The sequence below is a fragment of the Alteromonas sp. AWQ4_252 genome (assembly GCF_056158205.1).
Genome location: NZ_JBSWSV010000001.1, coordinates 3,246,510 through 3,272,158, shown reverse-complemented (window position 1 = coordinate 3,272,158; position 25,649 = coordinate 3,246,510). Strand labels below are relative to the sequence as shown.

Sequence of the window (25,649 nt, the reverse complement as noted above, 5' to 3'; positions counted from 1 at the left end):
ACAACTAAAAAGCATAGATAGAGTAAAAGTGACATTACTAGGCTAAATCCTTAATACGGTGCATGCAGATCAAGTGTACTTTGTTGTTGATTGCTAGTGGGGCGTTAGTGGGGGATTCCGCTACAGCCCGCGTTGTAGTGGGGCTATAGCGGTTTTAAAGTGGTGGAGCTGGCGGGATTTGAACCCGCGTCCAGAAAATGTCTACCTTTGGTACTACATGCTTAGTTTGTCTTTTATTTAACTACTTTAGACCCCGACAAACAGGGTTCCTGGTAGCTGTCCTGATACTATTTCGCGGTTCAACCTCAGGAGAGTTTCCCTCGCTAGTTTGCTTTAATGACCTTCCAAAATCCTGGCTAGCAGACAGAGCTTAGGTGGAAGGGCCTATACCGGTTATTAAGCGGCTAGTGCGTAGTTTTCGTCGTTTGCGACTATTTAAATGCGGCTTTTTAAAGAGGCAAACCGCACCTCTGCATGCACCTCCAGCTTCCTAGATCCTGTCGAATCCTAATCAGCCCCGGGCGATCGCCTTGTTTCCAAGACATTCACTGTATAACCAGTTATCAGTGAATATGCGACTGATTCTAACGCATTCAAGGGTGGGGAACAAATTAATTCAGCCGAGAATAGCTGTTTAAATGTTTGAACGAACGAAAAATTACCGTTGTAATCAGATGAATGAATAATTATTAACCAGAAGAAACGGTGGAGATTTTGAAAAATATCATTAAAGTATACCCGCTTCCCTAAAAGACACGGATATATGGATACAAATACCGGAATCTATTCGCCTTTTACTTTTCCATGCGGTACAACGGTTAAGAATCGTTTGGTAAAGGCCGCCATGGAAGAAAACATGGCCGATGCAAACCTTCAGCCAGACCACAGTCTATTGTCGCTATACCGTTATTGGGCGCATGGCGGGGTGGGCATGATTATTACCGGTAATGTGATGGTCGATCATCTTGCCATGACAGGCCCGGGTGGTGTGGTAATACCGGAAAATGGCAGTCTCCATGCATTTGAAAAGTGGGCGGGCGTGATAAAATCTGGTGGTGCAAAGGCCATCATGCAACTCAACCATCCAGGCAGGCAAATGCCCCGTGAGATAGCTGACAAAGCCTGGGCACCGTCAGCCGTTCCTCTAAATTTAGGTCGCTACAGCAAACGGTTTGCTCAGCCTGTTGCGATGACGTGTGAGCAAATTCACCAGGTCACCCATCGTTTTGCCCATGCTGCCAAACGGGCCAAAATGGCTGGTTTTGACGGCGTGCAAATTCACGCCGCTCATGGCTATTTACTCAGTCAGTTTTTATCACCGCTATCGAATCAACGTCAGGATGAATGGGGCGGTTCCCTTATCAATCGCGCCAGGTTATTGCTCAATGTTGCGGGTCAGGTACGGGCTACATGCGGCAACGATTTTGTAGTAGTGATAAAACTGAATAGCGGTGATTTTCAGCGCGGTGGCTTTTCGCCTCAAGATGCAGCAGAAGTAGTAACTGCATTAGAGCGGCTGAATATTGATGCCATAGAGTTGTCTGGTGGTAACTATGAATCACCAGCGATGCAAGGACGCGGCGAACTCAATGCTGAGTTGAGCGATGATGCATATTTCCTTAGCATTGCAAAAGCTGTTAGCGGAACCAGTAGCATTCCGGTTATGACCACCGGTGGTATTAGTAAAAAAGATACCGCCGAAAAAGTTGTACAGAGCGGATGTGCATTAGTGGGCATGGCGAGTGCGTTGGCATTTACCCCTGATTTACCGTTGAAATGGCGTGAAAAACCTGATTACAAGGGTGTTCATCCCACCTGTGATTGGTCTGACAAAACTTTGGCTGCGCTAGTTATCATGGCTAAAGTGCGTCGACAACTACGCCGGTTAGGTAACGATTTAACGACAATGCGACAGCCCACTGGTTTCTGGAGTCTCATTCTTGATACCATCCATCGTCGCAAAATGACCCGGCTTTACCATGCGTATCTTAAAGCTAAAGTAAATAAAAGCGCAGACGTGGTTGAACACGTCACTACGCGCTGTGTTTCATCACCCGTTGCTTCTGACGCTCCCAGTCGCGATCTTTAACTGTATCGCGCTTGTCATGAGCTTGCTTACCTTTCGCAAGATAGATTTCCAGTTTTACCCAACACTTTTTCCAGTACATGGCTGTGGCGACAATTGAATACCCTTGTCGCTCTCTTGCACCGATTAGTTTGTCGATTTCTTTTTTGTTGAGTAATAGCTTTCGGGCTCGCTCTGGCTCACACACTACGTGAGTAGAAGCCTGATTTAGCGGGGTTATTCTGCAACCAACCAGATACGCTTCAGCATTTTGCAAAATGATATATGCGTCTGTGATGTTTACTTTACCTTCGCGGATGCTTTTTAGCTCCCAGCCTTGCAGCGACACACCAGCTTCGAATTTTTCCTGCAGGTGATAGTCGTGACGCGCTTTTTTGTTTAGCGCGATGGTGCCGGTGGAGTTTTGATTTGATTTCTTCTTTTTCATGGCCGCCATTATACTGATTGTGCCCTGAATGTCTTTCGATTTTACTGCTCTCACACACCCAGGCGAATTTCACATTGATACTTAAATGTGGGGGACATGTGTATAAATTTAAAGGGTAGGTGGGAATAAAGTCTCATGGTAAACTTTAGGGCAATTAAGTGAAAGAATAAGTGATCATTATGCCTAGTATCCAACGCAGCGCGTTAGTGGCATACAGTGCTCAGGCCATGTATGACCTGGTTAACGACGTTTCGTCTTATCCTGAATTTTTACCCGGTTGTCGCGACAGTAAAGTCATTGAGAAAAATGATGACCAAATGAAGGCCTCTTTGCTGGTTGCAAAAGCGGGTGTTAAGCAGTGGTTTACTACAAAAAATACCCTTACCGAAGCAAAAAGTATTGAAATGGAGCTTGTTGATGGCCCATTTAAGCACCTTACGGGCGGGTGGACTTTCTCCGCACTTTCCGACTCTGCCTGCAAGATTGAATTGCGTCTTGATTTCGAATTCAGCAGCAAACTAACAGAATTCGCTTTTGGTAAAGTGTTTAGCGGCCTGGCTACAAGTATGGTCAATGCTTTTACTGAACGAGCGAGGAAAGTGTACTAATGGCAACGACCTTGTCAGTGGAGGTGGCATATGCGCTGCCCGATAAACAGTCATTACTGTCTGTCTCTGTGGCTGAAGGGACGACCGTCGAAGAGGCTATCGAGCAGTCTGGCATTTTGACTTTACATCCAGATATTGACCTGTCAAAAACAAAAGTCGGTGTGTGGAGCCGGGTAACCAAACTAAAAGATACGCTGTCTGAAGGCGATCGAATCGAGATTTACCGACCTTTAATTGCTGATCCGAAAGAAATACGTAAACGGCGTGCTGAAAAAGCCATTGAAGAAGGCCGGGCCGACAAAGTGACTGGCGGCCGTGTCAACCCGCTCAAAGCGAAGGGAGCTAACTAACGCTCCCTGAGTTCGCCAACTTCCAGGAAGGGTGAAGCATCAATATTTTCTGCGTCCATCATCGAAGCAATGCGCTGCATAGTCGCTACCATCTGACTCTGCTCCCAGTCTTTCATATTGTTAAACCGATCGATGAAATGTTCTTGTAGTGGACGTGGGGCATTTTCTAAAGACGCTTCGCCTTTTTCAGTGAGATAAACACCCACTTTTCTTTTGTCTGTAGTACTTCTGATGCGAGTAACCAATTCACGAGCCTCAATGCGATCAAGAATATTGGTTATGGTCGCGGGGCTCAGGTTGATGCTGTCCGCAATCTCTCTTACCATGATGCCTGGACGTTCCTGAATATTTTGCATCACTAAAAGTTGTGGGCCAGTAAGCCCTACATCTTTGCTCAATTGCTTGCTGCGCAAATCAACCGCGCGAATCACTTTTCTTAAGGCAACTAATAATTCTTCTTCTTTTCTCATAATGTTGTCCGTCGTAGACCTGGTTCACACCAGCTGATGTAAAAAGTGCTGATGCTTATGATAGTGATCGATTACGTCGTTTATCACAGCAAGTTTTGACCATCCCATGATGTCATAGCCTTGTCCCCCTTCACTAAGGTGAACTTCGGCGCGATAGTACGTTTCATCCGGGCCAGTGTCCAGTTTACCGTTTAAATCGGGTTGATGAGTAGAGGTAAGGTGAACTTCGTAAACAAAGTCTGGTTGATCATTAATACTAACCCGAAGACTCATGAAGTCCTCATTACGCTCAATGATGACCTCAAATTGTAAATGCTCAAATTCGTCTTTCACGTCATCAAAAGCCGGCAGTACAGTTGTTTCTAAAAAGCGCGTGACGGTTTTTCGGTTAGGAAATGACACAATGTTCTCAAGCCTTGAACGCCAGTTTTTATCTCCCTCTCCAGTTGGCGCTTGCAGCGCACTAAATTGCAAACTTTCTCGTTTAAACGACTCCACACGAAGGGCTTTCCACAAACCGTACATAGCAATGAGCAAAATTATGGAAAACGGTAAAGCGGCAACAATAGTCATGGTTTGTAATGCGCCTAGCCCACCAGCAAACAACAATACTGATGCTACCACGCCAACGCTGGCAGCCCAGTATATACGCTGCCATACCGGAGTGTCGTTGCGGCCGTTAGAACACAGCATATCTACAACCATCGCACCTGAGTCACAGGATGTGACGAAGAATATGATAACCATAACCACCGCTAGCAGGGTCAATACACTACTATAAGGGAAATATTCCAGAAAAACGAACAAGGCGACTGAGGTGTCCTCGTTTACCATGTTCGCCAAGGCATCTTTACCCTGAATAAGGATCAAATCGATGGCCGCATTACCAAACACCGTCATCCACAATAAAGTAAATGCTGTGGGTATGAGTAACACGCCCATGACGAATTCGCGAATGGTTCTGCCGTAGGAGATACGGGCGATAAACAAACCCACAAAAGGTGCCCATGCTAACCACCACCCCCAATAAAATATAGTCCAACCGCCAATCCAGTCGGTCTTTTCATAAGCGAATAAATTGAGGGTATTTCTGACAATGTCCGAGACATATGCCCCTATATTTTGAATATATGCCTGTAGCAGGAACACTGTGGGGCCCAGTACAAGTATGAATACAACCAGAGCGACAGCGAGAATCATATTGGTTTCCGACAATCGCCGGATCCCTTTATCAAGACCTGTGGTAACAGACACAATGGCAATTGCGACCACTGCCAACATCAGCAGTATCTGTACTGTTGTGTTGGCTGGAATGCCGAACACATAGGAAAGGCCGGCGTTAATTTGTGCAGCACCAAAGCCGAGGGACGTGGACACCCCAAAAATGGTGGAGGTAACGGCAAAGACATCAACTACATGGCCTGGCCACTTGTAAATGCGTTCTCCAATAATCGGGTAAAGTGCGGAGCGCAAAGTCAGAGGAAGCTGGTGACGATAGGCGAAGTAGCCAAGTACCAGAGCAACAGCGGCATAAATTGCCCAGGGGTGCATGCCCCAGTGAAAGAAGGTTGTTTTCATGGCTTCCCGTACAGCGGCAAGACTGGCAGGGTCGGCCGTGGGCGGTGCCAGAAAGTGCATAACCGGTTCCGCTACACCAAAAAACATGAGTCCAATGCCCATTCCGGCGGCAAACAGCATGGAAAGCCACGTGAGTTTACTAAACTCTGGAACGGCGTGATCAGGGCCTAATCGAATGTCTCCGTAACGAGAAAATCCGAGAATAACAACAAAAAGTACAATGATTGCAACGGTGAGAATATAAAACCAGCCACCGTTGTTTGTCACCCCAGCCTGCAGAGACTTAAAAAACGTATTGGCTGCATCTGGCGCAATGGCTGTGCATACCATAAGTATGAGGATAGCCAAAGACGATGGGATAAAGACAAACAGGTTGAGTTTGCCACGAGGTGCTTGGGGTGTTGCCACGCTGTTTTCCTTAATGTGTAAAAACCACCTTTTGAAATCATGTTAAACAGACTTTTACCAATGACTTCTATGAATGCTTTGCATTGTGCTATAATTATTCGACATGAATGTATAATTATACTGTTTTTTCTACCGTTGGGCTTTATTCTGCGGAAAATAAAAGCACAAAAAGAACAAAATAGTTAGAAGTGAAGTATAACTTTTTGCAATTCGGAAATAAATGTTACCGAATGCCTCCAGTAAAAATTATTAAACCTAGAAGTACAACATTAACTCACATTGAGGAACACACATGCAAAAGACTCGTCTAAGCTGTGCCGTTATTGCTGCTTTGGCATCAACGCCATTATTAGCGCAAGAGGCTGAGAGCAAAGCGAAGATTGAAACTATTCAAGTCACCGCAACTAAGCGAACCGAATCCATTCAGGATGTGCCGGTAGCAGTGAGTGCACTGGATGGAAAAGCATTAGAGAATTTGGGTATTGATAGCTTTCAGGATTACGTAGAGTTTTTACCTAACGTTGTTTTCCAGGGCACCGGGCCAGGACAGAACGAAATTTATATCCGTGGTGCGGCTACTACTCAATCCAACATTATGTTGTCATCTGTTCAGGCATTGCAGCCTTCTGTGGCGTTTTACCTGGACGAGCAACCTGTGTCGATGGCTGGTCGTAACCTCGATATTTACGCAACAGATATTCAGCGCGTAGAAGTACTACCTGGTCCTCAGGGCACGCTGTTCGGTGCTAGTTCTCAGGCGGGTACTGTTCGAATGATTACTGCCAAACCCGATCATTCAGCATTTTCTGCCGGTGTCGATACCAACGTTAGTTTCACCAAAGGTGGTGAAATGAGCAATGCGGTTGAAGCGTATTTCAATATGCCTATCACTGACGATTTGGCGGTTCGCGTTGCAGCATACAACGACAAACAGGGCGGTTGGATCGACAATGTTCTGAACGTGCCTGGAGAAGGTGGCTATATTGGTAGCGCCCAGGTAATTAGCCGTATATCTGGCGGTGTCTTACAAGATCCTGCTGCAATGGATGCCAATCGAATTACTAACCCTGATATTGCCACAGCTGATGATGCTGCCGTTGTTTCGCCGAAAAACGACAATTTGGTAGAAGACGACTTTAACGATGCAGTTTATGCTGGTGCGCGGATCGGTTTGTCTTATCACATCAACGAAGACTGGGATTTACTTGTTCAACACACTCAGCAAACCCTGGAAACTGAGGGTGTTTTTGCTTACGACCCTAATCTTGAAGGCGAAAGCAGCACAAACCGCTTTCAACCGGAAGAAAACAAGGATGAATTTGGACTAACAACCTGGACCCTTGAAGGCCGCTTATCGAAGCTGGATGTGGTTTACACTGGTGGTTACCTCGACCGCGAAATCGATACACTGGCAGATTACACCGGCTACACGAACGGCGGTCTGTTCTCAGCGTATTACGTGTGTAATTATTCTGCTGCCGGAGATGCTGCAGACGAGCGTTGTCTTGACCCCACCAAATTCTATCGTGAAGATACTACGTCAACGCGAGCCACTCACGAATTGCGCTTCAATACCACCATGGATACGCCGTGGCGCGTAACTGCCGGCTTGTTTTATGATGATCAGGAAGTGGCAACCATAGGCCAGTTCAACATCGCTAACACAACTAAGTTCAATGCGCTTCAAACCACATTGGTTGGCAGTGAAGGCATCAATAGCAATGGCGGTCCATTCCCTTCTGATATCAGCTTTGTGAATGACATTACTCACACCATTGAACAAATTGCCGTGTTTGGTCAGTTTGAATATGACTTAACAGATACATTAACTGCCAGTATCGGTGCTCGCTGGTATCAAATTGACGATGAGTATAAAGGCTCAACAAGTACAGTGGATGTTTCTCGTCGTGTCCGTGCATTCGGTACTATGGATGCCGACGAACTAAGCGCAGTTGGAGAAGACCCGACTCTCGTCGCGCAAGCTATTGAAAGTGGCCAACTTGAAGTGAGTCTTCTTGATTCTGATGGTGTCCTGACAGTTGATGACACAATCTGGAAATTCTCTATCGACTGGAAAGTAACAGAAGACGTACTTTTGTTTGCTAACTATTCGGAAGGCTTCCGCCCGCCTGTGACTAACCGTGTAGGTGGTGGTTTGGCATCAAACCAATCTGGAAAATTCGAAGATTTCCGCATTCCGGTTTATTCGACGACAGATACGCTAGATAACTATGAAATAGGTTTAAAAGGTGATTTCTTCGATGGCATCGTGCGGGTAAACGCTACGGGGTATTATTCTGAAATCACTGATTTACAGACCTCTCGCTTCGATCCAACCAATATTTCCTTTTTAGTTTTTACCGACAATGTGGGTGATGCTGAAATTCGTGGTTTGGATGCTGATATCACCTGGCTTGCCAGCGATGATCTCGTCATTAGCAGTGCTATCAGTTGGCTCGATACGGAGTTAACTCGTGTTAATGATGAACTGGTAGGTATTTCTGCCGGAGTAGGTTCTGAATTGCCTTACTCTGCGAATTTCTCAGGAAATATCAACGCGCGTTATTTCTTTGAAGTAAGTGGCGGTAAACAGGGGTATGTAAATGCAGCAGTGAGTTACACTGGTGATCGCTTAGCGGGCATGGTCATGGACGCTTATGTCATGGAAGATGCCACCCAGTTGATCTATGGCACAGGTTCAGGCCTTGAAATTCAAGACGAAGCTGCCGTATACGAAGGCGTAACCTACGATGATCGCAATGGCGAGACCTTCCGCGGTGGACGTTACGTGCAGGAAGCTTACGTTATTGCGAACCTCGCTGTAGGTGTAACTAACGATGAGTGGAAAGCTGAGTTGTACATCGACAACGTGTTTGATGAAAGTGCAATTTTAAATATCGATACACAGCAATTCACACCTAAAGTGGTCACTAATCGTCCTCGTACTATTGGTGTTCGACTATCTTACGATTACTATTAAATTCTTTGTTTAATAAGTAAATACGTTAATATAAAAACGGCAAATCTCTTGGTTTGCCGTTTTTTTAGCTCAGCAGAAAAGGACAAGCATGACCGATAGCGTTCTATCCAGTCTCAATAATGCCAAAAAAGCATTAATGCAATCACGGTTTTCCGACGCTATTGCATTATGTCAGCAAAGTTTGTCAACGAATCAAATTGAAGACACTGACAAAGACTGTTTGTACATAATCGCAGTTGCCCAACGTATGGCGGCACAGCCTCAAGAAGCCCTGAATACGCTAACCAAACTGCTTACTCATTTTCCAGACTACGGCCGTGGTTATCAGGAGCAGGCCTATTGTTTTAAAATGCTTGGCGATGAACAGGCTATGGCTTCAGCATTTTACCGTGCAACCAGCTTTAACCCGACGCTCTTAACGGCGTGGCGTGAGCTGGTAAATGTTTATCAGCGTACTGGTAATAATCCGGCACTTAAACTGGCTAATGAACATATCAAAAACCTATCTTCTTTGCCTAAGCCGCTATTGGGCGCTATGGATTTACTCCACGAAGGGCAAGTGTCCAAAGCCGAGAAAGTGTGCCGCGACTTTTTACAGCAAAACAAACATCACCCAGAAGCAATGATGCTGCTGGCAGAAATTGGTATGCAACTCAAGGTGTACCACGACGCTGAGTTTTTGCTGGAAAGTTGTGTGGCTCTTTATCCGCAAAATGAAGCTGCGACAACCGCTTATCAAAGTGTTCTAAGCAAACTGGGAAAGTATCCGCAAGCCATAGCATTGGCGAGAAAAAGGCTAAACAAAGATCCGCAAAATTATCAGGCAAAAGTTGCCTTAAGCCATGCGTTGGTAGGCGTTGGTGAACTGGATGAAGCAATAAATCTATATAGAACGCTGCTGACTGAAAACGAAAGTAAATCAGCACTGTGGCTTCAATACGGACACGCACTAAAAGCCAACGGCGCAACGAACGAGGCTGTGAAGGCCTATGAACAGGCTGCAATAGTCAATGACGATTTTGGCGATGCATACTGGAGTCTGGCGAACACGAAAACCTATCAGTTTACTGATCCATGGATTGATAAAATGGCGAAAGTGGCAGATGGAAATAACGTGGCATTGGAAGATAAAATTCACGGTTGTTTCGCCATGGGCAAGGCGATTGAAGACAGGCAGGATTTCCAACGAGCGTTTCATTATTACGCAAAGGGAAACCGGCTTAAGCAACAAACTTTGAAGTTTGATATAAATAGAACTGAGCAGGCATTAAAAGCACAGGCTAGAGCGTGTGATCCAAGCCTTTTTGCCTCCAGAACAGGATGTGACGCAAAGGATCCAATATTCATTGTAGGCTTGCCCAGAGCGGGTTCGACCTTGTTAGAGCAAATTCTTGCCTCTCATTCTCAGGTTGACGGCACAATGGAGTTGCACGATATTCTGGGTATAGCATCCGGGTTGAGTCACCAACATAAACCCTATCCCTTTAACCTTGCAGAGTTAACAGAAGACAAGTGTAAAGAACTGGGCGAACAATACTTAGCGCAAACACGAGCTTACCGCCAGCGTGCCCCGTTTTTTATAGATAAAATGCCAAATAATTTTATTCATATTGGTTTGATAAAGCGCATTTTACCTAACGCGAAAATTATAGATGCACGTCGGGACCCAATAGCTTGCTGTTTCAGCGGCTTCAAACAACTATTTGCAGATGGACAGGAATTTACCTATTCGTTAACGGATATTGGTCGTTACTACAACGCTTATGTCGCGTTAATGGACCATTGGCATTCAGTCCTCCCTGGTGAAATTCTTACGGTTCAACACGAAGATGTTATCCACGATCTGGAAGGGCAGGTAAGGCGCATACTCAATTATTGTGAATTACCTTTTGAAGAAGCATGTCTGCAATTTCACAAAACCCAGCGAGTCATAAAAACCCCCAGCTCAGAACAGGTGCGTCAACCAATCTATCGCTCTGGTATGACGCAATGGAAAGGGTTTGAACCCTACCTTGCGCCATTGCTTGACGTGTTGGATTTAAATCAAAAAAGCACACTTTAATACTTTTTCCGTTGTAACCCCGTTTCAGCCAGGATTTTGGCTGAAATTTCTTCTATAGAGTAGCGGGTAGAGTTGAGGAAGGGAATTTTTTCACGGCGATACAGGTTCTCTACTTCACGTAACTCCATGCGGCATTGTTGTAATGACGCATAGCGACTATTTGCCCGTCGTTCAGAGCGGATTTGGCTCAGTCTTTCAGGCTGTATGGTCAGGCCAAAAAGTTTACTTTTGTATCGTCTCAGGGCCTGGGGCATTTTGAGTATGTCTCCCATGTCTTCTTCGGTAAAGGGGTAATTGGCTGCTTTAATTCCATATTGTAGTGCCAGATAGAGGCTGGTTGGCGTTTTTCCTGAACGGGATACGCCCACCAGAATGATATCTGCTTCATCATAGTTTTTAAGATTAGATCCATCGTCATTAGCCAGCGCATAATTTACTGCTTCAATTCGAATATCATAAGTCGTTTCGTGGATACTGTGGGTGCGATGTTTTTCTGGTTTAGAGGGCACACCGAGCACTTTTTCCACTGGCGCAACGAATTGATCGAGAAAATTATAGTTAATTCCCACTGAACGAGAGATAACTTTACGTACCTCGGGATTCACAATTGTATAAAAAACGAGCGGCCTTTCTCCACTATCTTGAAAACTTTCAGAAATTTTATCGAGTACGCGGTAAGCCTCTTCTTCCGTTTCGACGAACGGAATCGTGGTGTGATTAAACTGCATAGGGAACAGCGAAAGCAGGGCGTGACCGAACACTTCGGAAGTGATGGCTGTACCATCTGAGATATAGTAAGCAGTGCGCAAAACATTTCCTTAACATTGGTGTAATATTCTTTCAGATTACAGAAAGATTTTACTTTCATTTTTTCTACATTCTATGATGAAACCGTCGAAAAGCCAGTCTGCTTTTATCAGACGGCATGATCCTCGGCACGTAATGAATGCCTTTTGTTCACATTGGGTAAAATTTTAAGAAAAGCTGGAGGCTTTGGCCGTGCAAGAATACGTACTTTGGTATCAAGAGTTGGGGATGCATGATGTGGGCCGCGTTGGCGGCAAAAATGCGTCGTTGGGAGAAATGATTTCAAACCTGGCAAATGCCGGTGTTCAGGTACCGGGCGGATTTGCCACAACAGCAGCGGCTTTTAACGAATTTTTAGAGCAAAGCGGTCTGGAAGCAAAAATCCATGACGTTCTGGACACCCTCAATGTTGAGGATGTAAATGCGCTGGCAGAGGCCGGAAAAAATATCCGTCAATGGATTATAGACACACCCTTTCAAGGTGCTCTGGAAAACGCAATCCGTGACGCTTTTGACACACTGCAGGCAGATGCCGGAGGCGAAGCATCTTTTGCCGTTCGTTCTTCAGCGACGGCCGAAGACATGCCTGATGCATCTTTTGCTGGGCAGCAAGAAACCTTCTTAAATGTAAAAGGCTATGACGCAGTCATGGTGGCAATCAAACACGTGTTTGCATCCTTGTTTAACGACCGTGCCATTTCTTATCGTGTGCATCAGGGCTACGATCACAAGGGCGTAGCCTTGTCTGCAGGGATCCAGCGCATGGTTAGAAGCGACATCGCTTCTTCTGGTGTGATGTTCACAATTGATACAGAATCGGGTTTTGAAGATGTGGTATTCATCACCAGTTCCTACGGCTTAGGTGAAATGGTGGTGCAAGGGGCGGTGAATCCCGATGAATTTTACGTTCACAAACCTACCCTGGCTGCGGGAAATCCGGCTATTTTACGTCGAAATCTTGGGAGTAAACTCACCAAAATGATCTACTCCGACGATGAAGCCCATGGAAAGCAGGTGTCCATCGTAGATATTGATAAAGTCGACAGCACCCAATTCTCGCTTACTGACGACGAAGTGGAAGAGTTGGCGAAACAGGCAGTCATCATTGAAAAACATTACCAGCGTCCTATGGATATCGAATGGGCCAAAGATGGTGTTAATGGCAAGCTATACATTGTTCAGGCTCGCCCAGAAACTGTACGAAGCCGGGAAGACAGTCAGTCTATTGAACGTTTTCAGCTTAAAGACAAAGGCAGCGTGGTGTGTGAAGGTCGTGCTATCGGACACAAAATAGGCTCTGGTGAAGCCAAGGTGCTGGGCTCCATAGAAGAAATGGACAAGATTCAGGCCGGAGACGTGCTAGTAACAGACATGACGGACCCGGATTGGGAGCCCATCATGAAAAAAGCGTCGGCGATTGTCACGAATAGAGGTGGACGTACCTGTCACGCCGCCATCATCGCTCGTGAACTGGGCATCCCCGCCGTAGTGGGTTGCGGCAATGCAACAGACAGCATTCAAGCAGGAGACAAGGTAACCGTATCCTGTGCAGAAGGTGATACCGGGTATATCTACAGCTCCGAACTGGAATTTGATGTGGTGACCTCGCGTATAGATGCGATGCCAGATCTACCGTTAAAAGTTATGATGAACGTGGGTAACCCCGATCGCGCCTTTGACTTTGCCCGTTTACCCAGTGAAGGTGTTGGCCTTGCGCGTTTAGAGTTCATCATTAACCGAATGATTGGTGTTCACCCTAAAGCACTATTAAATTTTGATAGCCAGCCTGAAGAATTGCAGGAAGAAATCAGTGATATGATGGCCGGCTACCCCTCTCCGAAAGAATTCTACATACAGAAACTAGTAGAGGGTATAGCGAGCATTGGGGCGGCTTTTTCGCCGAAAAAAGTCATTGTCAGAATGTCAGACTTTAAATCTAATGAGTACTTCAATTTAGTTGGCGGGTACCAGTATGAACCCGACGAAGAAAACCCCATGTTGGGCTTTCGGGGGGCAAGCCGCTACATTTCTGAAGATTTCCGCGATTGCTTTGCGCTGGAATGTGAGGCAATAAAGCGGGTTCGCAATACGATGGGGCTAACCAACGTCGAAATTATGATCCCCTTTGTTCGAACGTTAGAAGAGGGCCGAAAGGTTATCGAACTTTTAAAAGAGCAAGGTCTGGTTCAGGGAGAAAATGGACTCCGCGTTATTATGATGTGCGAATTGCCTTCTAATGCGTTGTTGGCTGACGAGTTCCTCGATATCTTCGACGGTTTCTCCATAGGCTCGAACGACCTAACGCAGCTGACATTGGGGCTGGATAGAGACTCGGGCGTAATCGCTCATTTGTTTGACGAGCGTGATCCTGCTGTTAAAGCGTTGTTGTCTATGGCAATTCGCACAGCGAAGAAGCGAGGAAAGTACGTGGGTATTTGTGGTCAGGGGCCTTCTGATCATGAAGATTTCGCGGCATGGTTGGTGGAAGAGGGCATTGACTCCGTATCACTTAACCCTGATACCGTAGTAGAAACCTGGCTCTATTTAGCGGAGAAACACGGTTAGGTAAACACTAATTAGTAAATTGTAAGAGCAGTATAATAACTCCGATGATGCGGGTTGTTGATTTAGTCAACAACCCGTTCTTTTGTAACGGGTTGTCGCTTAGCGCAATTTACGTGATAGTAGATAGGTATCTAATTTCTTTGCGCCACGGCTCATGCCATTCTGTACGTGTTTGAGCCAGACTTTCGCTTTTGGAACATCGTAGCTAAGCACAACTAACCCAGCCAAAATTAACAATGTTGAACCAGGAATAATGGTGAAAACCACACCAGAAACAGCCAACAAAGCCCCCAGTGTTATTCTGACAGTCTTTAACATGACAAACCTTGTTATAAAAAATCTACCTACCAATACCATATAGCTTTTGTCAGAAAAGCCAACAAGCGAAGTGTAACCAATTGTGATTGATAGCGCGTAGCTTGCGGGTGATAGTGCCTTATTTTTGTGGTAAATTGCAGGAAATAACAGCCTTTCACAAGGCCCTATAACAATCAAGAAAGTGAAATATGACAGACGAAACCGTACCAGCCATCTCAGAACAAGAACGCAAAGCGTGGATTAACGAGCAATTGCAAAAGGCAAATAAACATTTAGCGGAAAACGGAATTGTAGTAAGTACAGTTGACGAAACCGTAAGCCGCTACCTGCTGCCTTTTTTTGCAGTATGGAAAGTTAAAGCTAGTGACAAAAAAGTTTACTGGGTATTAAGCGGTGATTTACCTGCTGACTTTATCGCTGGTGATAATGCAAAAAATGCCAGAGAAGCGCTCCGCCATTTTGCACTGAGCTGGCAGATAAAAGCCGAAAACCTGGTTCGTTCCGGTATTGCAGATCAAACACAAATGCAGTTTGCTGGAATATTGCAAAACCGCGCCGAAAAGCTTCACGACTTCGCTGAAGAGGACGCTATCTGGCGGGGCTAGTCTGTCAATTTAGCCGCTAATGCAAGTCTCTCACATCGGGTGGATAAAATTCGGTAATAGGGCATCGCATGCGTTGGCGTGGGATGCCCGCTTCCATAAAGACCTTACCATCAGGTTCATATCCCAAAGTACGATGCTTTTCCACACCGTCTAAACGACATACCACTTTAAGGTAAGGAAGTTTTATACCTTTACCTGCCTTAACTAACCTGTTGAAAAGTGCCTGATAAAGTAGTGGGGAGCGGTAAAGTTTTTTGACGGCGATCCGGCCAATTTCACCATCTTTCGTCAGACGCGCCGTGGCGATGGGCGTGTTGTTTTTATCATAAACCAAGACGTGAATAGCGTCTTTGTCTCGTTCATCGAATTCTATGTGATCGGGAAGGTGCCACTCAAGCACAAAAACTTGTTCTCTAAGTGCAGTTAGTCGATTTTTACTACTCTGCCAATCGACGTTTTTAATCGTAAACGTCATATGGATTACTCATCGTGCCAGGAACGTTTTACTTGCCTGAGTAAAACGTTTTTTATATGTATGGGTCGTTAGTCCATTAATTCCCAATAACCTTTGTTAATGAGTATAGACAAAAGTTGTAGAAACGCAAAATCGTCAACTAACTTGGTTTGTAAGAGGTGACTATAATTCAAAGGGATACCGCAAAACATGTCTTCAAGTGCAGGCTGATGCACCTTATCAGTCACAAAATGTTCGCCGTTAATAAAGAACTCGAATTGTGGCGTTGATTGAATTTCCCTAAAAATTGGCTTACAGCCATTCGCACGATACATGATGCTGCCGGCTTCGAGCGCTTCTTTTAGTGCATCAGGCGAGGGGATGGCATTATTGAAATTCTCAGGCAAATGTTGATCACTAAGCATGGTGAGTAACGCTGTAGTACTTTGTTCACTATTGAGATAATCCATTAACATGGACTTTAGCGTCGAAATTTCTGTTTGCGTGATCATCGACGGATGAGAAGGGGAAACAAGTTGTGGGTCTGTATAACGGGTGGCCGCAGGGCCGTGCGCACTGACAAGTTCTGCAACTTGTTGCAAAATGTCTTTTTGATCCGGGGCGCGAAAGCCAATTGAATAGGTCAGGCTATTGTCCAAGGTCACGCCATCGTGTGGCCAGCCTGGCGGTATATACAAAATGTCGCCAGGCGCTAACTCAACGTCAATAACGGGTTCAAAATCGCCTACTTGTTGTAAATCTTTATGAGGCACATTGGGCTGATGGTTTCCAGGTCGACCGACACGCCAGTGCCGCTTGCCTTTGCCCTGGATTAAAAATACATCGTATTGATCGGTGTGGGCGCCCACGCCAGCCCCCGGAACGGCAAAACTGACCATGACGTCGTCCATCCGCCAGTACGGAATAAAACTAAAGGCTGCCATGAGGGTATCGATGTCTTCAATGTAGCGTTCTACGCCTTGAACTAATAAGGTCCACTTTCCTGAACAATGGGCGGAAAAGTCGGTAAAAGGCCCATGTTCCACATGCCAGCAGTCGTCTTCCTCCTGACGAACTATTCGACTATCAACGGATTCTTCCATTGCTAGGCCTGCTAAGTCATGCTCGTCGATAGGATCTACAAAATCAATTAACCCTTGTCTGATAACGACGGGCTTTTTTTGCCAGTGTTGTTCTAAAAAATCAGTGGCGGAAAATGATGGCGCAAGGCTGAACATAAGAATTCTTCTTTAAGCACTGTAAAGAGTGTGAGCGACGAGGTTGTCACCGACCACAAAATGTTCGGAAAATGACATACCTTCAACATGGTTATCCAGCAGATGTCCGCGGGTTCGGGCACAAATAGTGATGGTTCCGGGTTTACTTCCTTGTTCGAGTCGCGATGCGCGATTAACCGTTTTGCCCCAAATATCGAAGTGAGGTTTATGGGCGCCAATAATACCGCCTGTCACCGCACCGGTAGCAATACCAATGCGAATGTTGCAGTCGAGACCTTTTTCTTCTGTCAGCATTTTAAAGCTAGATAAGATTTCCTGGGCAAATAAACAGATAGTATGCGTGGGATGAAGTTCTTCTTCTGGCTCGTGAATGTAAGTCAAGGGTATGCCGATAGCAGCCATGTATTCATCACCGTTAGTTTTGACTTTCTCTACGCCGAGTCTGAGTGCGTGGGCATCAAACAGGCGGTAAAAATCATCTAAAATATGTACAATATCAGCATCATCGTATTGTTCGCTTAGTTTGGTGTATCCCTGGAGATCGGCAAAGAGTACAGAGACATCGCTAATTTTTTGTGTGTGTCCCAAGGGCCAGTGTTTTGCTGGATTATCCGGAGAGGGAGGCAACATGCTTTTAAGTAACGCTCTGTTGCGTTTTTCCGAAATAGACAATGCTTCAGCCTGATTTTCGAATCTGCTTCTAAGCAGGCGTAGCATAATGATTCCGCCGACAACTAATATGATTGCGTTTGATACCCTAAGCGTGGCCCATGTATGCGTTTGGCTAAATACGATGACGCCTTCAACAACCACATACAATGCGCCGTAGGTGAACTCCGCAAAGCGCCTGTTCCGTGTTTCTTTGCGAGGAAATATAAACCCACTGGTAATCATGCCAACTAAGAGAAACTGTTGTAACCCTGTGTCTTGTTCCCACATCAAAGAAAGTAGGGTGATGAGGGTCATACAGCTTAGCACGAAGATAAATCTGGCTTGTTCTGCTGCGCCTTTGGTATTGCGGTAGGTCAATGCCAGTGTGCATGTAAACAACAGCCCATGTGTGGCAATTAGCGTAAGAATGGAGGTTGAGAAGTCGTTTAGGATGAAGACAACCGCCAGGGTGTAAATTGCCAGGCCGCCAAGGACGGCTACCGACAACGACCGCACCATTTTCACCACAGCCTGAGTTTTGTTGATCGGCGCCTTTTCCACGTTTTCCCTGTACGTACAATAGGAAAGGGCTGCATTGCAGCCCAAATATTAATGACTTAGATCAAATAGTATACCGTGAGCGTTATTCGGGCAACTGATCTACGAGTCTGATGGCATCGCCAATGTAATTTGCTGGCGACAGAGCTTTCAATTCGGCTTTGGCGCTATCTGGCAGTGCCAGGCCGTCGATAAATTCAGCGATAACAGCAGCATTGACTTTCTTACCACGGGTAAGCTCTTTTAGTTTTTCGTATGGTTTTTCAATACCGTAACGGCGCATGACCGTTTGAATGGGTTCTGCAAGTAATTCCCAGTTGTTATCCAACTCTGCTAACAGACTTGCTTCATTAACTTGCAATTTACTAATACCTTTTAACGTAGCCTGATAAGCAATTACTGCATAACCAACGCCCACACCTAAATTCCGCAGTACGGTTGAGTCGGTTAAATCCCGTTGCCAACGTGAGATAGGTAATTTGGCAGCCAGGTGGTCGAAAATCGCATTGGCTAGTCCGAGATTACCCTCTGAGTTTTCAAAGTCTATGGGGTTTACTTTGTGCGGCATGGTGGAAGAGCCAATCTCACCTGCGATAGTTTTCTGCTTAAAATGACCAAGGGCGATGTATCCCCATACGTCACGGTCGAAATCGAGAATAATTGTGTTGAATCTGGCTACTGCGTCAAATAACTCAGCGATGTAGTCATGAGGTTCAATTTGTGTGGTGTACGGGTTCCAGGTAAGGCCGAGACTGGTCACGAATTGCTCTGAAATCTGATGCCAGTCGGTATCTGTGTAAGCCGATAAATGGGCGTTGTAATTTCCCACAGCACCATTGAGCTTACCCAGTATTTCAACATTGGCTATTTGCTCCCGTTGACGACGGAGTCTCATGGCAACATTGGCCATTTCTTTACCCATGGTGGTGGGTGAAGCCGGTTGGCCATGGGTTCTGGCCATCATGGGAACGGTCTTGTATTCTTTGGCTAAGCGGGTGATTTCGGAAATGAGCTTGTCACAATAGGGTAGCAGTACCTGATCACGGGCTTCGGTTAACATCAGACCATGTGAAAGATTATTGATGTCTTCAGAAGTACAGGCAAAGTGAATAAACTCATTGATGGCGTTTAGTTCGCTGTTATCAGCAACACGTTCTTTGAGAAAGTATTCAACTGCTTTGACATCGTGATTCGTAGTGCGCTCAATATCTTTAATACGCATGGCGTCTTCGACAGAGAAGTTAGCCACTATGTCATTGAGTAGTGAGTGCGACTTCTCGCTAAAAGCGGGGACTTCTGTCACAGAGCTTTGCTCAGACAAACGCTGCAACCAACGCACTTCTACCTGAACCCGGTATTTCAGTAAGCCATACTCGCTAAATATGCTACGCAGTTCAGCACTTTTGCTCGCGTAACGGCCATCTACAGGGGAAATTGCGGTCAACTGAGTCAGTTCCACCTTTAGCTCCTCAATTAATTTATTAACTTCAACGCCAAAGTGGCGCTGTCTACAATTTGTTTTCTCGCAAACAGTATTTGCCTGCGTCGTCCTCCCATCTGTCGCCACATTACAGCCGCTCGAACACCAGCCAGGAGCAAGGCTCTTACCCGGTGTTGATTTATGGGACGACTTAGGTATTCAGTATTGCCTGCCACTTGAATTTTGGGGGCTAAGGGACTAATTACGTCGCTGTATATACTAGCCAGAGAACCGATAATTTGGCTGTTATCGAAGTCGACGTGAGCCAATTGTCGCTGAACGTGGGAAATTCGCTTAGCCAGTTCATTAAGAGAATCGGAACGGTTGCTGAGTTTCCTTTCCAGGCTAAGGATGCTGGCAACGTAACGGGTCAGTTCAGCATTTTTGCTCGTACTTTTACCAGACAGTTGCGACACAATGCTGCGATATCCAACAGCAAGATTACTCAAACTGCCAAAAACGTGTTGAGGCGATTCAGGATCAGTGACCAGAATACTGGACAGACTGGCTTCGCATGCCGTTTCATCTACCTGACCCGTGCGGGCAACTTGTTGAACGAGAGTCGCTGCTTGTGCGACACCGGCGAGTGCAAGGTGTTGTTCTATTTTTGGATCTAACATTAGCGAATGTAGCTCTCGATAATACCGCCGCCCAAACACACGTCATCCTGATAAAACACAGCAGACTGTCCTGGTGTAACCGCTTTTTGAGGAGTATCAAAACGAACCTCGACCAAGTCATCTCCCACAGCGGTTAAGGAACAGGGGATATCCGCTTGACGATAGCGGGTTTTAACAACCGCCCTTAGCGACCCTTCAAGCGTGCGCCTATCGACCCAGTGCAGCTGTTTTGCGATTAATCCATCAGAATACAAACGGGGGTGATCTGCGCCCTGACCAACAATTAAAACATTGCGTTCAACGTCTTTATCCACCACATACCAAGGGTCATCACCATAGTCGGCTAAACCACCAATATGCAGGCCTTTGCGTTGTCCAAGCGTGTGGTACATCAGCCCTTCGTGCTCACCGATTTCAACCCCTTCGGCGGTTTCAATTTTACCCGGTTGTGCAGGTAGATAACGGGCGAGAAAATCCTTGAATTTCCGCTCACCGATGAAGCAGATCCCAGTTGAATCTTTTTTACTGGCTGTCACCAAGCCTAGTTGCTCAGCGATTTCTCTTACCCGGGGCTTTTCCAGTTCTCCTACGGGGAACAGGGTTTTTGCGATGTGTTCTTCGCCAAGAGTATACAAGAAATAGCTCTGATCTTTATTGTTATCAAGACCACGAAGCATTTCCCAGCGCCCGTCTCGAAAACGGCGGCGCACATAGTGACCGGTGGCAATATAATCTGCACCGAGATCTTCTGCAGCAAATTCCAAGAAAGCTTTGAACTTAATTTCTTTATTACACATGATATCGGGGTTTGGGGTACGTCCGGCTTTATATTCTTCGAGGAAATACTCAAAGACATTATCCCAGTATTCTGCGGCAAAATTGATGGTGTGTAATTCTATACCCAGTTTGTCTGCCACTGACTGAGCATCGGCAAGGTCCTCTGCAGCAAGACAATATTCGTTGTCGTCATCTTCTTCCCAGTTCTTCATGAATAACCCTTCTACCTGATAACCTTGTTGCTGCAACAGGTAGGCAGATACCGAAGAGTCCACACCGCCGGACATGCCGACAATGACTTTTTTTACTGAAGTTGATGGCTGGGTGGTTGATGTCATAGAAGCTCTTTGCAATGTTCCAAATTAATCGAAATTGACAGGGCGCGGATTCTAACAGAATTTCCGGCCTATATCACTGCGAGCGCGGGGTTTTTTGTACTAACTTATTCCGATGAAAAAGAATCCCGGCTTTACATGAAATCTCGTGCAGGTAGTTAGATACATTTTTAGCTTAATTTCAGGTACTCACCGTTTTTGATGCCATCAATTGTCCAGTTGCCAATGCGGTAGCGTATGAGGCGCAGAGTAGGATAGCCCACGTGAGCTGTCATGCGGCGTACTTGTCTGTTTTTACCTTCAGTCAAGGTAATTGACAACCAAGACGTTGGGATGTGCTTGCGAAATCGCACTGGCGGTGTGCGCTGCCAGATGTTTGGCTCTGACATTAGTTTGACTTTGGCAGGCCGGGTGAGTCCGTCTTTGAGTTCTACACCTGTTTGAAGTTGTTCGATGGCTTCGGCTGAGGGAACACCTTCTACTTGCACCCAATAGGTTTTACTTGTTTTCGCCTTTGGGTTTGCCAGGCGATGTTGCAACTTACCATCGTTGGTGAGTACCAATAGCCCTTCAGAATCCCGGTCGAGCCTACCTGCGGCATAAACGCCCGGAACGGGTATGAAATCTTTCAGCGTTTGCCTACCTTCCTGGTCTGTAAATTGGGTCAGCACATTAAAAGGCTTGTTGAATAAGATCACTGTTTGGTTTGACATAGTGCTCGCTTGGTCTTCGTTTCAGTAGAGTCAGTGGTTACAGGTACTTGATTTAATATTGTTATTATACGCCATTATGTCATGTGTTTTTGTTTCTAAGGCCAGTATGATGATACAAAGTGAAGGAAAAATACGTTTTTTTGCTAAACTTTGCGAATAAGACAATGGTATGACTTGTAACTTGTCCTATCGACCTTATATTATTTAGCGCGGTAATTTTGCAGGCACAGGTGTGCCTGTTGGTTGTGAGTTGTTCATTCTGGGGCCGTAATGGTCACTGGCGAAGGGCTTTACACACCGTGCCAAGCTGAAATTTACTTTCAGTTTACGTCTGAACACACGCGATTATCGAGACGCTCTTCGTGTTCACTGATGAGCGAAATGGATTAATTCTGGTAGCTCTTTACCGACAACTTTGAGGTATATAATGACCAAAGCTAAGTCGACTATCATCTACACTAAAACAGATGAAGCGCCAATGCTGGCGACCTATTCACTCCTGCCAATCATACAAAAATTTGCTGGTGCGGCAGATATCGACATTGAATTGAGTGATATTTCTCTGGCCGGGCGTATTCTCGCCACCTTCCCAGAGTTTTTGAACGATGAACAAAAAGTGCCCGATGCATTGTCGCAACTTGGCGAACTGACACAAGATCCCGATGTAAATATCATCAAGCTTCCCAATATCAGTGCTTCTATTCCCCAACTTCGTGCAACAATTAAAGAATTGAACGCCAAAGGTTACAACGTTCCTCCTTTCCCGGAAGATCCTAAAACAGATGAAGAAGCAGATATCCGCGAACGTTACGGAAAAGTTCTGGGCTCAGCAGTAAACCCTGTATTGCGTGAAGGTAACTCCGATCGCCGGGCGCCAACGGCGGTGAAAAACTTCGCTAAAAAACATCCTCATAGTATGGGTGAGTGGAGCCAGGCTTCTCGTTCACATGTTGCGCACATGCGTGGCGGTGATTTCTACTCCAGTGAAAAATCAACCACTGTTGAAAAAGACGGCCATGTGAGTATTGAGTTCACTGCTAAAGATGGCAGCAAGAAAACACTCAAGCCTTGCGTAGACTTACTTGCCGGCGAAGTCATCGACGGTATGTTTATGAGTAAAAAAGCCCTTTGCAAGTTCTTTGAGGAGCAAATTGAAGATGCAAAGCAAACGGGCGTATTGTTTTCACTGCACGTGAAAGCAACCATGATGAAAGTTTCTCATCCTATTGTTTTTGGCCACTGCGTAAAGGTTTTCTATAAAGAACTGTTTGATAAGTATGAAGATTTATTCAAAGAGTTGGGCGTAAATCCGAACAATGGTCTTGGCAGCGTTTACGATAAAATTGCGAGTCTTCCGGAATCACAACGTTCAGAAGTAGAACGTGACATCAACGCTTGTTATGCAGATCGTCCACCAATGGCGATGGTAAATTCAGACAAAGGTATTTCTAATCTGCATGTACCTTCAGACGTCATTGTTGATGCATCTATGCCTGCGATGATACGCAACAGCGGTCAAATGTGGGGCCCGGATGGAAAAGCGCATGATACTAAAGCGGTTATCCCTGAATCCACTTATGCCACTATTTATCAGGAAGCGATTAACTTCTGTAAGACTCACGGTGCTTTCGATCCAACAACCATGGGAACAGTGCCAAACGTCGGCTTGATGGCTCAGAAAGCAGAAGAATACGGTTCACACGATAAGACCTTTGAGATTGAAGCTGACGGCACCGTACAAATTGTTGATCAGGACGGTAACGTACTTATTGAACACGACGTGGAAGAGGGCGATATCTGGCGTATGTGTCAGGCCAAAGACGCACCAATTCAAGATTGGGTGAAATTGGCTGTGACCCGTGCTCGTCAATCCGGAATGCCAGCTGTATTCTGGTTAGACGACGAACGTGCTCACGATGCACAATTGATCTTAAAAGTAGAGAAATACCTGAAAGATCACGACACTAGTGGTCTAGACATTCATATTATGTCTCCAGTTCGTGCTATCCGTTTCTCTATGGAGCGCGCAATTCGCGGCTTAGACACAATTTCTGTCACAGGCAACGTATTACGCGATTACTTAACAGATTTGTTCCCTATTCTGGAACTTGGTACCAGTGCCAAGATGTTGTCCATTGTGCCTTTAATGGCCGGTGGTGGCTTATATGAAACTGGTGCTGGTGGTTCTGCGCCTAAGCACGTTCAGCAATTTGTTGAAGAAGGTCACTTGCGTTGGGATTCCCTTGGTGAGTTCCTCGCTCTCGCTGTATCCCTAGAAGACGTTGCGATTAAGCACGACAATCCAAAGGCAAAAGTTATTGCCGCGGCATTGGATAAAGCGACTGAAAAACTGCTCAACACAGGTAAATCTCCAGCACGTAAAGCAGGAGAACTGGATAACCGCGGTAGCCATGTTTGGTTGGCACTTTACTGGGCGGAAGAAATGGTTAATCAAACTGAAGACGCTGACCTGGCGGCCAAGTTTAAGCCGACTTTCGACGCATTAACTGCCAATATCGATACAATTTTGGCGGAAATTGATGCTACCCAAGGTAAACCTCAGGAAATCGGTGGTTACTATTTCCCTGATGAAGAGAAGCTTGCAGCGGCAATGTCACCAAGTGAGACATTGCATGAAGCATTAGCGAAATAATGAAAGTTTGTTAATAAAAAGCCCGGTGAAGCCGGGCTTTTTTATGTGCGCCTTTAAACTGTAAATTTGAAATTCATCATGATGGCACATAAAAAAAGCTTTTCACTGTCATCTTGAACAGTAAAAAGCCTTTTTAAAAAGATTTTTACTTAACGCTCGGCTTCGTCAACGACTCCGATATTTTCAGCGTGTAACCCTTTCGGGCCTTGCTGTACGTCAAATTTCACTTCCTGGCCTGCTTTTAAAGACCGGTACCCTTCCATTTGAATGGTTGAGTAGTGTGCAAAGATATCCTCTCCGCCGTCCTCAGGAACGATAAACCCAAATCCTTTAGCATTGTTAAACCATTTAACTTTACCAACCGCCATACTTCGACTTCCTCTTAATCCTTGAACTCATATGATTATGCCCCCACAATAGAAATTAGGAGCACAATGGCTATGTGCGTCACTCACATGGCCATAGTAAAACTGTAGATATTTTAACCATTGCATGTCAAGCCTAATTTGAAGATTATTTATAATTGAAAAAAATCGGCTAATTAGCGTTAAGGCACTATTATTGTACTATGAGTAAAGACAACGCGATCAGTATCGAGAAAGAGAAACAACGCAACGCGGAGCGCCACAAAGCGCAGCCGCCTCCCATGTATAAAGTGTTGTTGAATAATGACGATTACACGCCAATGGATTTCGTGGTCGAAGTACTCATGCATTTTTTTAATATGGATGCTGAGAAGGCCAACCAACTTATGCTCACTGTTCATTACCAGGGACGGGCGGTTTGTGGCATATTTACTGCTGAGATAGCAGAAACGAAAGTGATGCAGGTTAATCAGTACGCACGTAAGCATAATCATCCACTTATGTGCACCATGGAACAGGCATAAGTTTTTAACAGAGGGCG

The 25,649-nt window shown here is 45.6% G+C and carries 22 protein-coding genes and 1 other RNA gene; 9 read left to right on the top strand and 14 right to left on the bottom strand.

Features of this window, described 5'->3' with window-relative positions; genetic code table 11:
• Positions 1–160 precede the first annotated feature (160 nt).
• Positions 161–519, bottom strand: a transfer-messenger RNA (tmRNA) gene (ssrA, locus tag ACXACM_RS14420).
• A 244-nt stretch (positions 520–763) separates the two neighbouring features.
• On the opposite strand from ssrA, the gene ACXACM_RS14415 reads away from it, so the two are divergent.
• Entirely contained in the window at positions 764–2,089 is a 1,326-nt protein-coding gene (locus ACXACM_RS14415) for an NADH:flavin oxidoreductase/NADH oxidase family protein (protein ID WP_474822578.1), read from the top strand.
• Here the strand turns inward: ACXACM_RS14415 and smpB are convergent.
• Positions 2,034–2,513 carry an SsrA-binding protein SmpB gene (gene smpB, locus ACXACM_RS14410; protein WP_474822576.1) on the bottom strand — a complete coding sequence of 160 codons (480 nt, stop codon included), beginning with the start codon at positions 2,511–2,513 and terminating at the stop codon, positions 2,034–2,036. The two genes, ACXACM_RS14415 and smpB, sit on opposite strands and share 56 nt — an antisense overlap.
• Positions 2,514–2,692: 179 nt before the next feature.
• Between smpB and ACXACM_RS14405 the strand changes: the two genes are divergently transcribed.
• Both ACXACM_RS14405 and ACXACM_RS14400 read left to right on the top strand, forming a co-directional pair.
• Positions 2,693–3,121: a type II toxin-antitoxin system RatA family toxin gene (locus ACXACM_RS14405; protein WP_474822575.1), complete on the top strand. Its 429-nt coding sequence runs from the start codon at positions 2,693–2,695 to the stop codon at positions 3,119–3,121.
• On the top strand, positions 3,121–3,471 hold the full coding sequence (locus ACXACM_RS14400; RefSeq protein WP_474822573.1) for an RnfH family protein: 351 nt from the start codon (positions 3,121–3,123) through the stop codon (positions 3,469–3,471). The genes ACXACM_RS14405 and ACXACM_RS14400 overlap by 1 nt, the downstream gene beginning before the upstream one ends.
• Here ACXACM_RS14400 and ACXACM_RS14395 read toward each other — a convergent pair.
• The gene (locus ACXACM_RS14395) at positions 3,468–3,941 is read right to left on the bottom strand and encodes a MarR family winged helix-turn-helix transcriptional regulator (RefSeq protein ID WP_474822572.1); all 474 of its coding nucleotides are present in this window, start codon (positions 3,939–3,941) and stop codon (positions 3,468–3,470) included. The two genes, ACXACM_RS14400 and ACXACM_RS14395, sit on opposite strands and share 4 nt — an antisense overlap.
• Positions 3,942–3,965: 24 nt before the next feature.
• On the bottom strand, positions 3,966–5,927 hold the full coding sequence (locus ACXACM_RS14390; protein ID WP_474822571.1) for a BCCT family transporter: 1,962 nt from the start codon (positions 5,925–5,927) through the stop codon (positions 3,966–3,968).
• Between the two features lie 292 nt (positions 5,928–6,219).
• Between ACXACM_RS14390 and ACXACM_RS14385 the strand changes: the two genes are divergently transcribed.
• Together ACXACM_RS14385 and ACXACM_RS14380 are read left to right on the top strand one after the other, a co-directional pair.
• Positions 6,220–8,907: a TonB-dependent receptor gene (locus tag ACXACM_RS14385; RefSeq protein WP_474822569.1), complete on the top strand. Its 2,688-nt coding sequence runs from the start codon at positions 6,220–6,222 to the stop codon at positions 8,905–8,907.
• A gap of 88 nt (positions 8,908–8,995) precedes the next feature.
• Complete coding sequence (locus ACXACM_RS14380) at positions 8,996–10,969, top strand: tetratricopeptide repeat-containing sulfotransferase family protein (protein ID WP_474822568.1); 1,974 nt, start codon at positions 8,996–8,998, stop codon at positions 10,967–10,969.
• Here the strand turns inward: ACXACM_RS14380 and ppsR are convergent.
• The gene (gene ppsR / locus ACXACM_RS14375) at positions 10,966–11,778 is read right to left on the bottom strand and encodes a posphoenolpyruvate synthetase regulatory kinase/phosphorylase PpsR (protein WP_474822567.1); all 813 of its coding nucleotides are present in this window, start codon (positions 11,776–11,778) and stop codon (positions 10,966–10,968) included. The genes ACXACM_RS14380 and ppsR overlap by 4 nt on opposite strands.
• Positions 11,779–11,968: 190 nt before the next feature.
• On the opposite strand from ppsR, the gene ppsA reads away from it, so the two are divergent.
• A complete protein-coding gene (gene ppsA / locus ACXACM_RS14370; RefSeq protein WP_474822566.1) occupies positions 11,969–14,341 on the top strand; it encodes a phosphoenolpyruvate synthase in 2,373 nt (790 codons plus the stop codon).
• A 99-nt stretch (positions 14,342–14,440) separates the two neighbouring features.
• Here the strand turns inward: ppsA and ACXACM_RS14365 are convergent, their stop codons facing one another.
• The gene (locus tag ACXACM_RS14365) at positions 14,441–14,659 is read right to left on the bottom strand and encodes a tellurium resistance protein TerC (RefSeq protein ID WP_474822564.1); all 219 of its coding nucleotides are present in this window, start codon (positions 14,657–14,659) and stop codon (positions 14,441–14,443) included.
• A 188-nt stretch (positions 14,660–14,847) separates the two neighbouring features.
• On the opposite strand from ACXACM_RS14365, the gene ACXACM_RS14360 reads away from it, so the two are divergent.
• Positions 14,848–15,264 carry a DUF4826 family protein gene (locus ACXACM_RS14360; protein ID WP_474822562.1) on the top strand — a complete coding sequence of 139 codons (417 nt, stop codon included), beginning with the start codon at positions 14,848–14,850 and terminating at the stop codon, positions 15,262–15,264.
• A 16-nt stretch (positions 15,265–15,280) separates the two neighbouring features.
• Here ACXACM_RS14360 and ACXACM_RS14355 read toward each other — a convergent pair whose 3' ends face one another.
• The 7 genes from ACXACM_RS14355 to ACXACM_RS14325 form a co-directional block, all read right to left on the bottom strand.
• Complete coding sequence (locus ACXACM_RS14355; RefSeq protein WP_474822560.1) at positions 15,281–15,739, bottom strand: GNAT family N-acetyltransferase; 459 nt, start codon at positions 15,737–15,739, stop codon at positions 15,281–15,283.
• A 68-nt stretch (positions 15,740–15,807) separates the two neighbouring features.
• Positions 15,808–16,956, bottom strand: coding sequence for a JmjC domain-containing protein (locus ACXACM_RS14350; RefSeq protein ID WP_474822558.1), 1,149 nt, complete (start codon positions 16,954–16,956; stop codon positions 15,808–15,810).
• A gap of 12 nt (positions 16,957–16,968) precedes the next feature.
• On the bottom strand, positions 16,969–18,168 hold the full coding sequence (locus ACXACM_RS14345; protein ID WP_474822557.1) for an adenylate/guanylate cyclase domain-containing protein: 1,200 nt from the start codon (positions 18,166–18,168) through the stop codon (positions 16,969–16,971).
• A gap of 82 nt (positions 18,169–18,250) precedes the next feature.
• On the bottom strand, positions 18,251–19,624 hold the full coding sequence (gene purB / locus ACXACM_RS14340; RefSeq protein WP_474822556.1) for an adenylosuccinate lyase: 1,374 nt from the start codon (positions 19,622–19,624) through the stop codon (positions 18,251–18,253).
• A gap of 14 nt (positions 19,625–19,638) precedes the next feature.
• Complete coding sequence (gene hflD, locus ACXACM_RS14335) at positions 19,639–20,265, bottom strand: high frequency lysogenization protein HflD (RefSeq protein ID WP_474822555.1); 627 nt, start codon at positions 20,263–20,265, stop codon at positions 19,639–19,641.
• Positions 20,265–21,380, bottom strand: coding sequence for a tRNA 2-thiouridine(34) synthase MnmA (gene mnmA / locus ACXACM_RS14330; RefSeq protein WP_474822554.1), 1,116 nt, complete (start codon positions 21,378–21,380; stop codon positions 20,265–20,267). Before mnmA ends, hflD begins: the two co-directional genes overlap by 1 nt.
• A gap of 167 nt (positions 21,381–21,547) precedes the next feature.
• Entirely contained in the window at positions 21,548–22,090 is a 543-nt protein-coding gene (locus ACXACM_RS14325) for an rRNA large subunit pseudouridine synthase E (RefSeq protein ID WP_474822552.1), read from the bottom strand.
• Positions 22,091–22,517: 427 nt separating this feature from the next.
• Between ACXACM_RS14325 and ACXACM_RS14320 the strand changes: the two genes are divergently transcribed.
• Complete coding sequence (locus tag ACXACM_RS14320) at positions 22,518–24,743, top strand: NADP-dependent isocitrate dehydrogenase (protein WP_474822551.1); 2,226 nt, start codon at positions 22,518–22,520, stop codon at positions 24,741–24,743.
• A gap of 149 nt (positions 24,744–24,892) precedes the next feature.
• Here the strand turns inward: ACXACM_RS14320 and cspD are convergent, their stop codons facing one another.
• Positions 24,893–25,111: a cold shock domain-containing protein CspD gene (gene cspD, locus ACXACM_RS14315; RefSeq protein ID WP_474822550.1), complete on the bottom strand. Its 219-nt coding sequence runs from the start codon at positions 25,109–25,111 to the stop codon at positions 24,893–24,895.
• Positions 25,112–25,311: 200 nt separating this feature from the next.
• Between cspD and clpS the strand changes: the two genes are divergently transcribed.
• On the top strand, positions 25,312–25,632 hold the full coding sequence (clpS, locus tag ACXACM_RS14310) for an ATP-dependent Clp protease adapter ClpS (RefSeq protein ID WP_474822548.1): 321 nt from the start codon (positions 25,312–25,314) through the stop codon (positions 25,630–25,632).
• Positions 25,633–25,649: the final 17 nt, after the last annotated feature.

What these genes read in the sequence shown, in the direction of transcription:
- ACXACM_RS14385 (WP_474822569.1), top strand. Translation starts at nt 6,220, where the DNA reads ATGCAAAAGACTCGTCTAAGCTGTGCCGTTATTGCTGCTTTGGCATCA.
- ACXACM_RS14360 (WP_474822562.1), top strand. Translation starts at nt 14,848, where the DNA reads ATGACAGACGAAACCGTACCAGCCATCTCAGAACAAGAACGCAAAGCG.
- ACXACM_RS14395 (WP_474822572.1), bottom strand. Translation starts at nt 3,941, where the DNA reads ATGAGAAAAGAAGAAGAATTATTAGTTGCCTTAAGAAAAGTGATTCGC.
- ACXACM_RS14380 (WP_474822568.1), top strand. Translation starts at nt 8,996, where the DNA reads ATGACCGATAGCGTTCTATCCAGTCTCAATAATGCCAAAAAAGCATTA.
- ACXACM_RS14400 (WP_474822573.1), top strand. Translation starts at nt 3,121, where the DNA reads ATGGCAACGACCTTGTCAGTGGAGGTGGCATATGCGCTGCCCGATAAA.
- ACXACM_RS14320 (WP_474822551.1), top strand. Translation starts at nt 22,518, where the DNA reads ATGACCAAAGCTAAGTCGACTATCATCTACACTAAAACAGATGAAGCG.
- cspD (WP_474822550.1), bottom strand. Translation starts at nt 25,111, where the DNA reads ATGGCGGTTGGTAAAGTTAAATGGTTTAACAATGCTAAAGGATTTGGG.
- mnmA (WP_474822554.1), bottom strand. Translation starts at nt 21,380, where the DNA reads ATGACATCAACCACCCAGCCATCAACTTCAGTAAAAAAAGTCATTGTC.
- hflD (WP_474822555.1), bottom strand. Translation starts at nt 20,265, where the DNA reads ATGTTAGATCCAAAAATAGAACAACACCTTGCACTCGCCGGTGTCGCA.
- clpS (WP_474822548.1), top strand. Translation starts at nt 25,312, where the DNA reads ATGAGTAAAGACAACGCGATCAGTATCGAGAAAGAGAAACAACGCAAC.
- ACXACM_RS14325 (WP_474822552.1), bottom strand. Translation starts at nt 22,090, where the DNA reads ATGTCAAACCAAACAGTGATCTTATTCAACAAGCCTTTTAATGTGCTG.
- ACXACM_RS14350 (WP_474822558.1), bottom strand. Translation starts at nt 16,956, where the DNA reads ATGTTCAGCCTTGCGCCATCATTTTCCGCCACTGATTTTTTAGAACAA.
- smpB (WP_474822576.1), bottom strand. Translation starts at nt 2,513, where the DNA reads ATGAAAAAGAAGAAATCAAATCAAAACTCCACCGGCACCATCGCGCTA.
- ACXACM_RS14415 (WP_474822578.1), top strand. Translation starts at nt 764, where the DNA reads ATGGATACAAATACCGGAATCTATTCGCCTTTTACTTTTCCATGCGGT.
- ACXACM_RS14405 (WP_474822575.1), top strand. Translation starts at nt 2,693, where the DNA reads ATGCCTAGTATCCAACGCAGCGCGTTAGTGGCATACAGTGCTCAGGCC.
- ACXACM_RS14355 (WP_474822560.1), bottom strand. Translation starts at nt 15,739, where the DNA reads ATGACGTTTACGATTAAAAACGTCGATTGGCAGAGTAGTAAAAATCGA.
- ACXACM_RS14365 (WP_474822564.1), bottom strand. Translation starts at nt 14,659, where the DNA reads ATGTTAAAGACTGTCAGAATAACACTGGGGGCTTTGTTGGCTGTTTCT.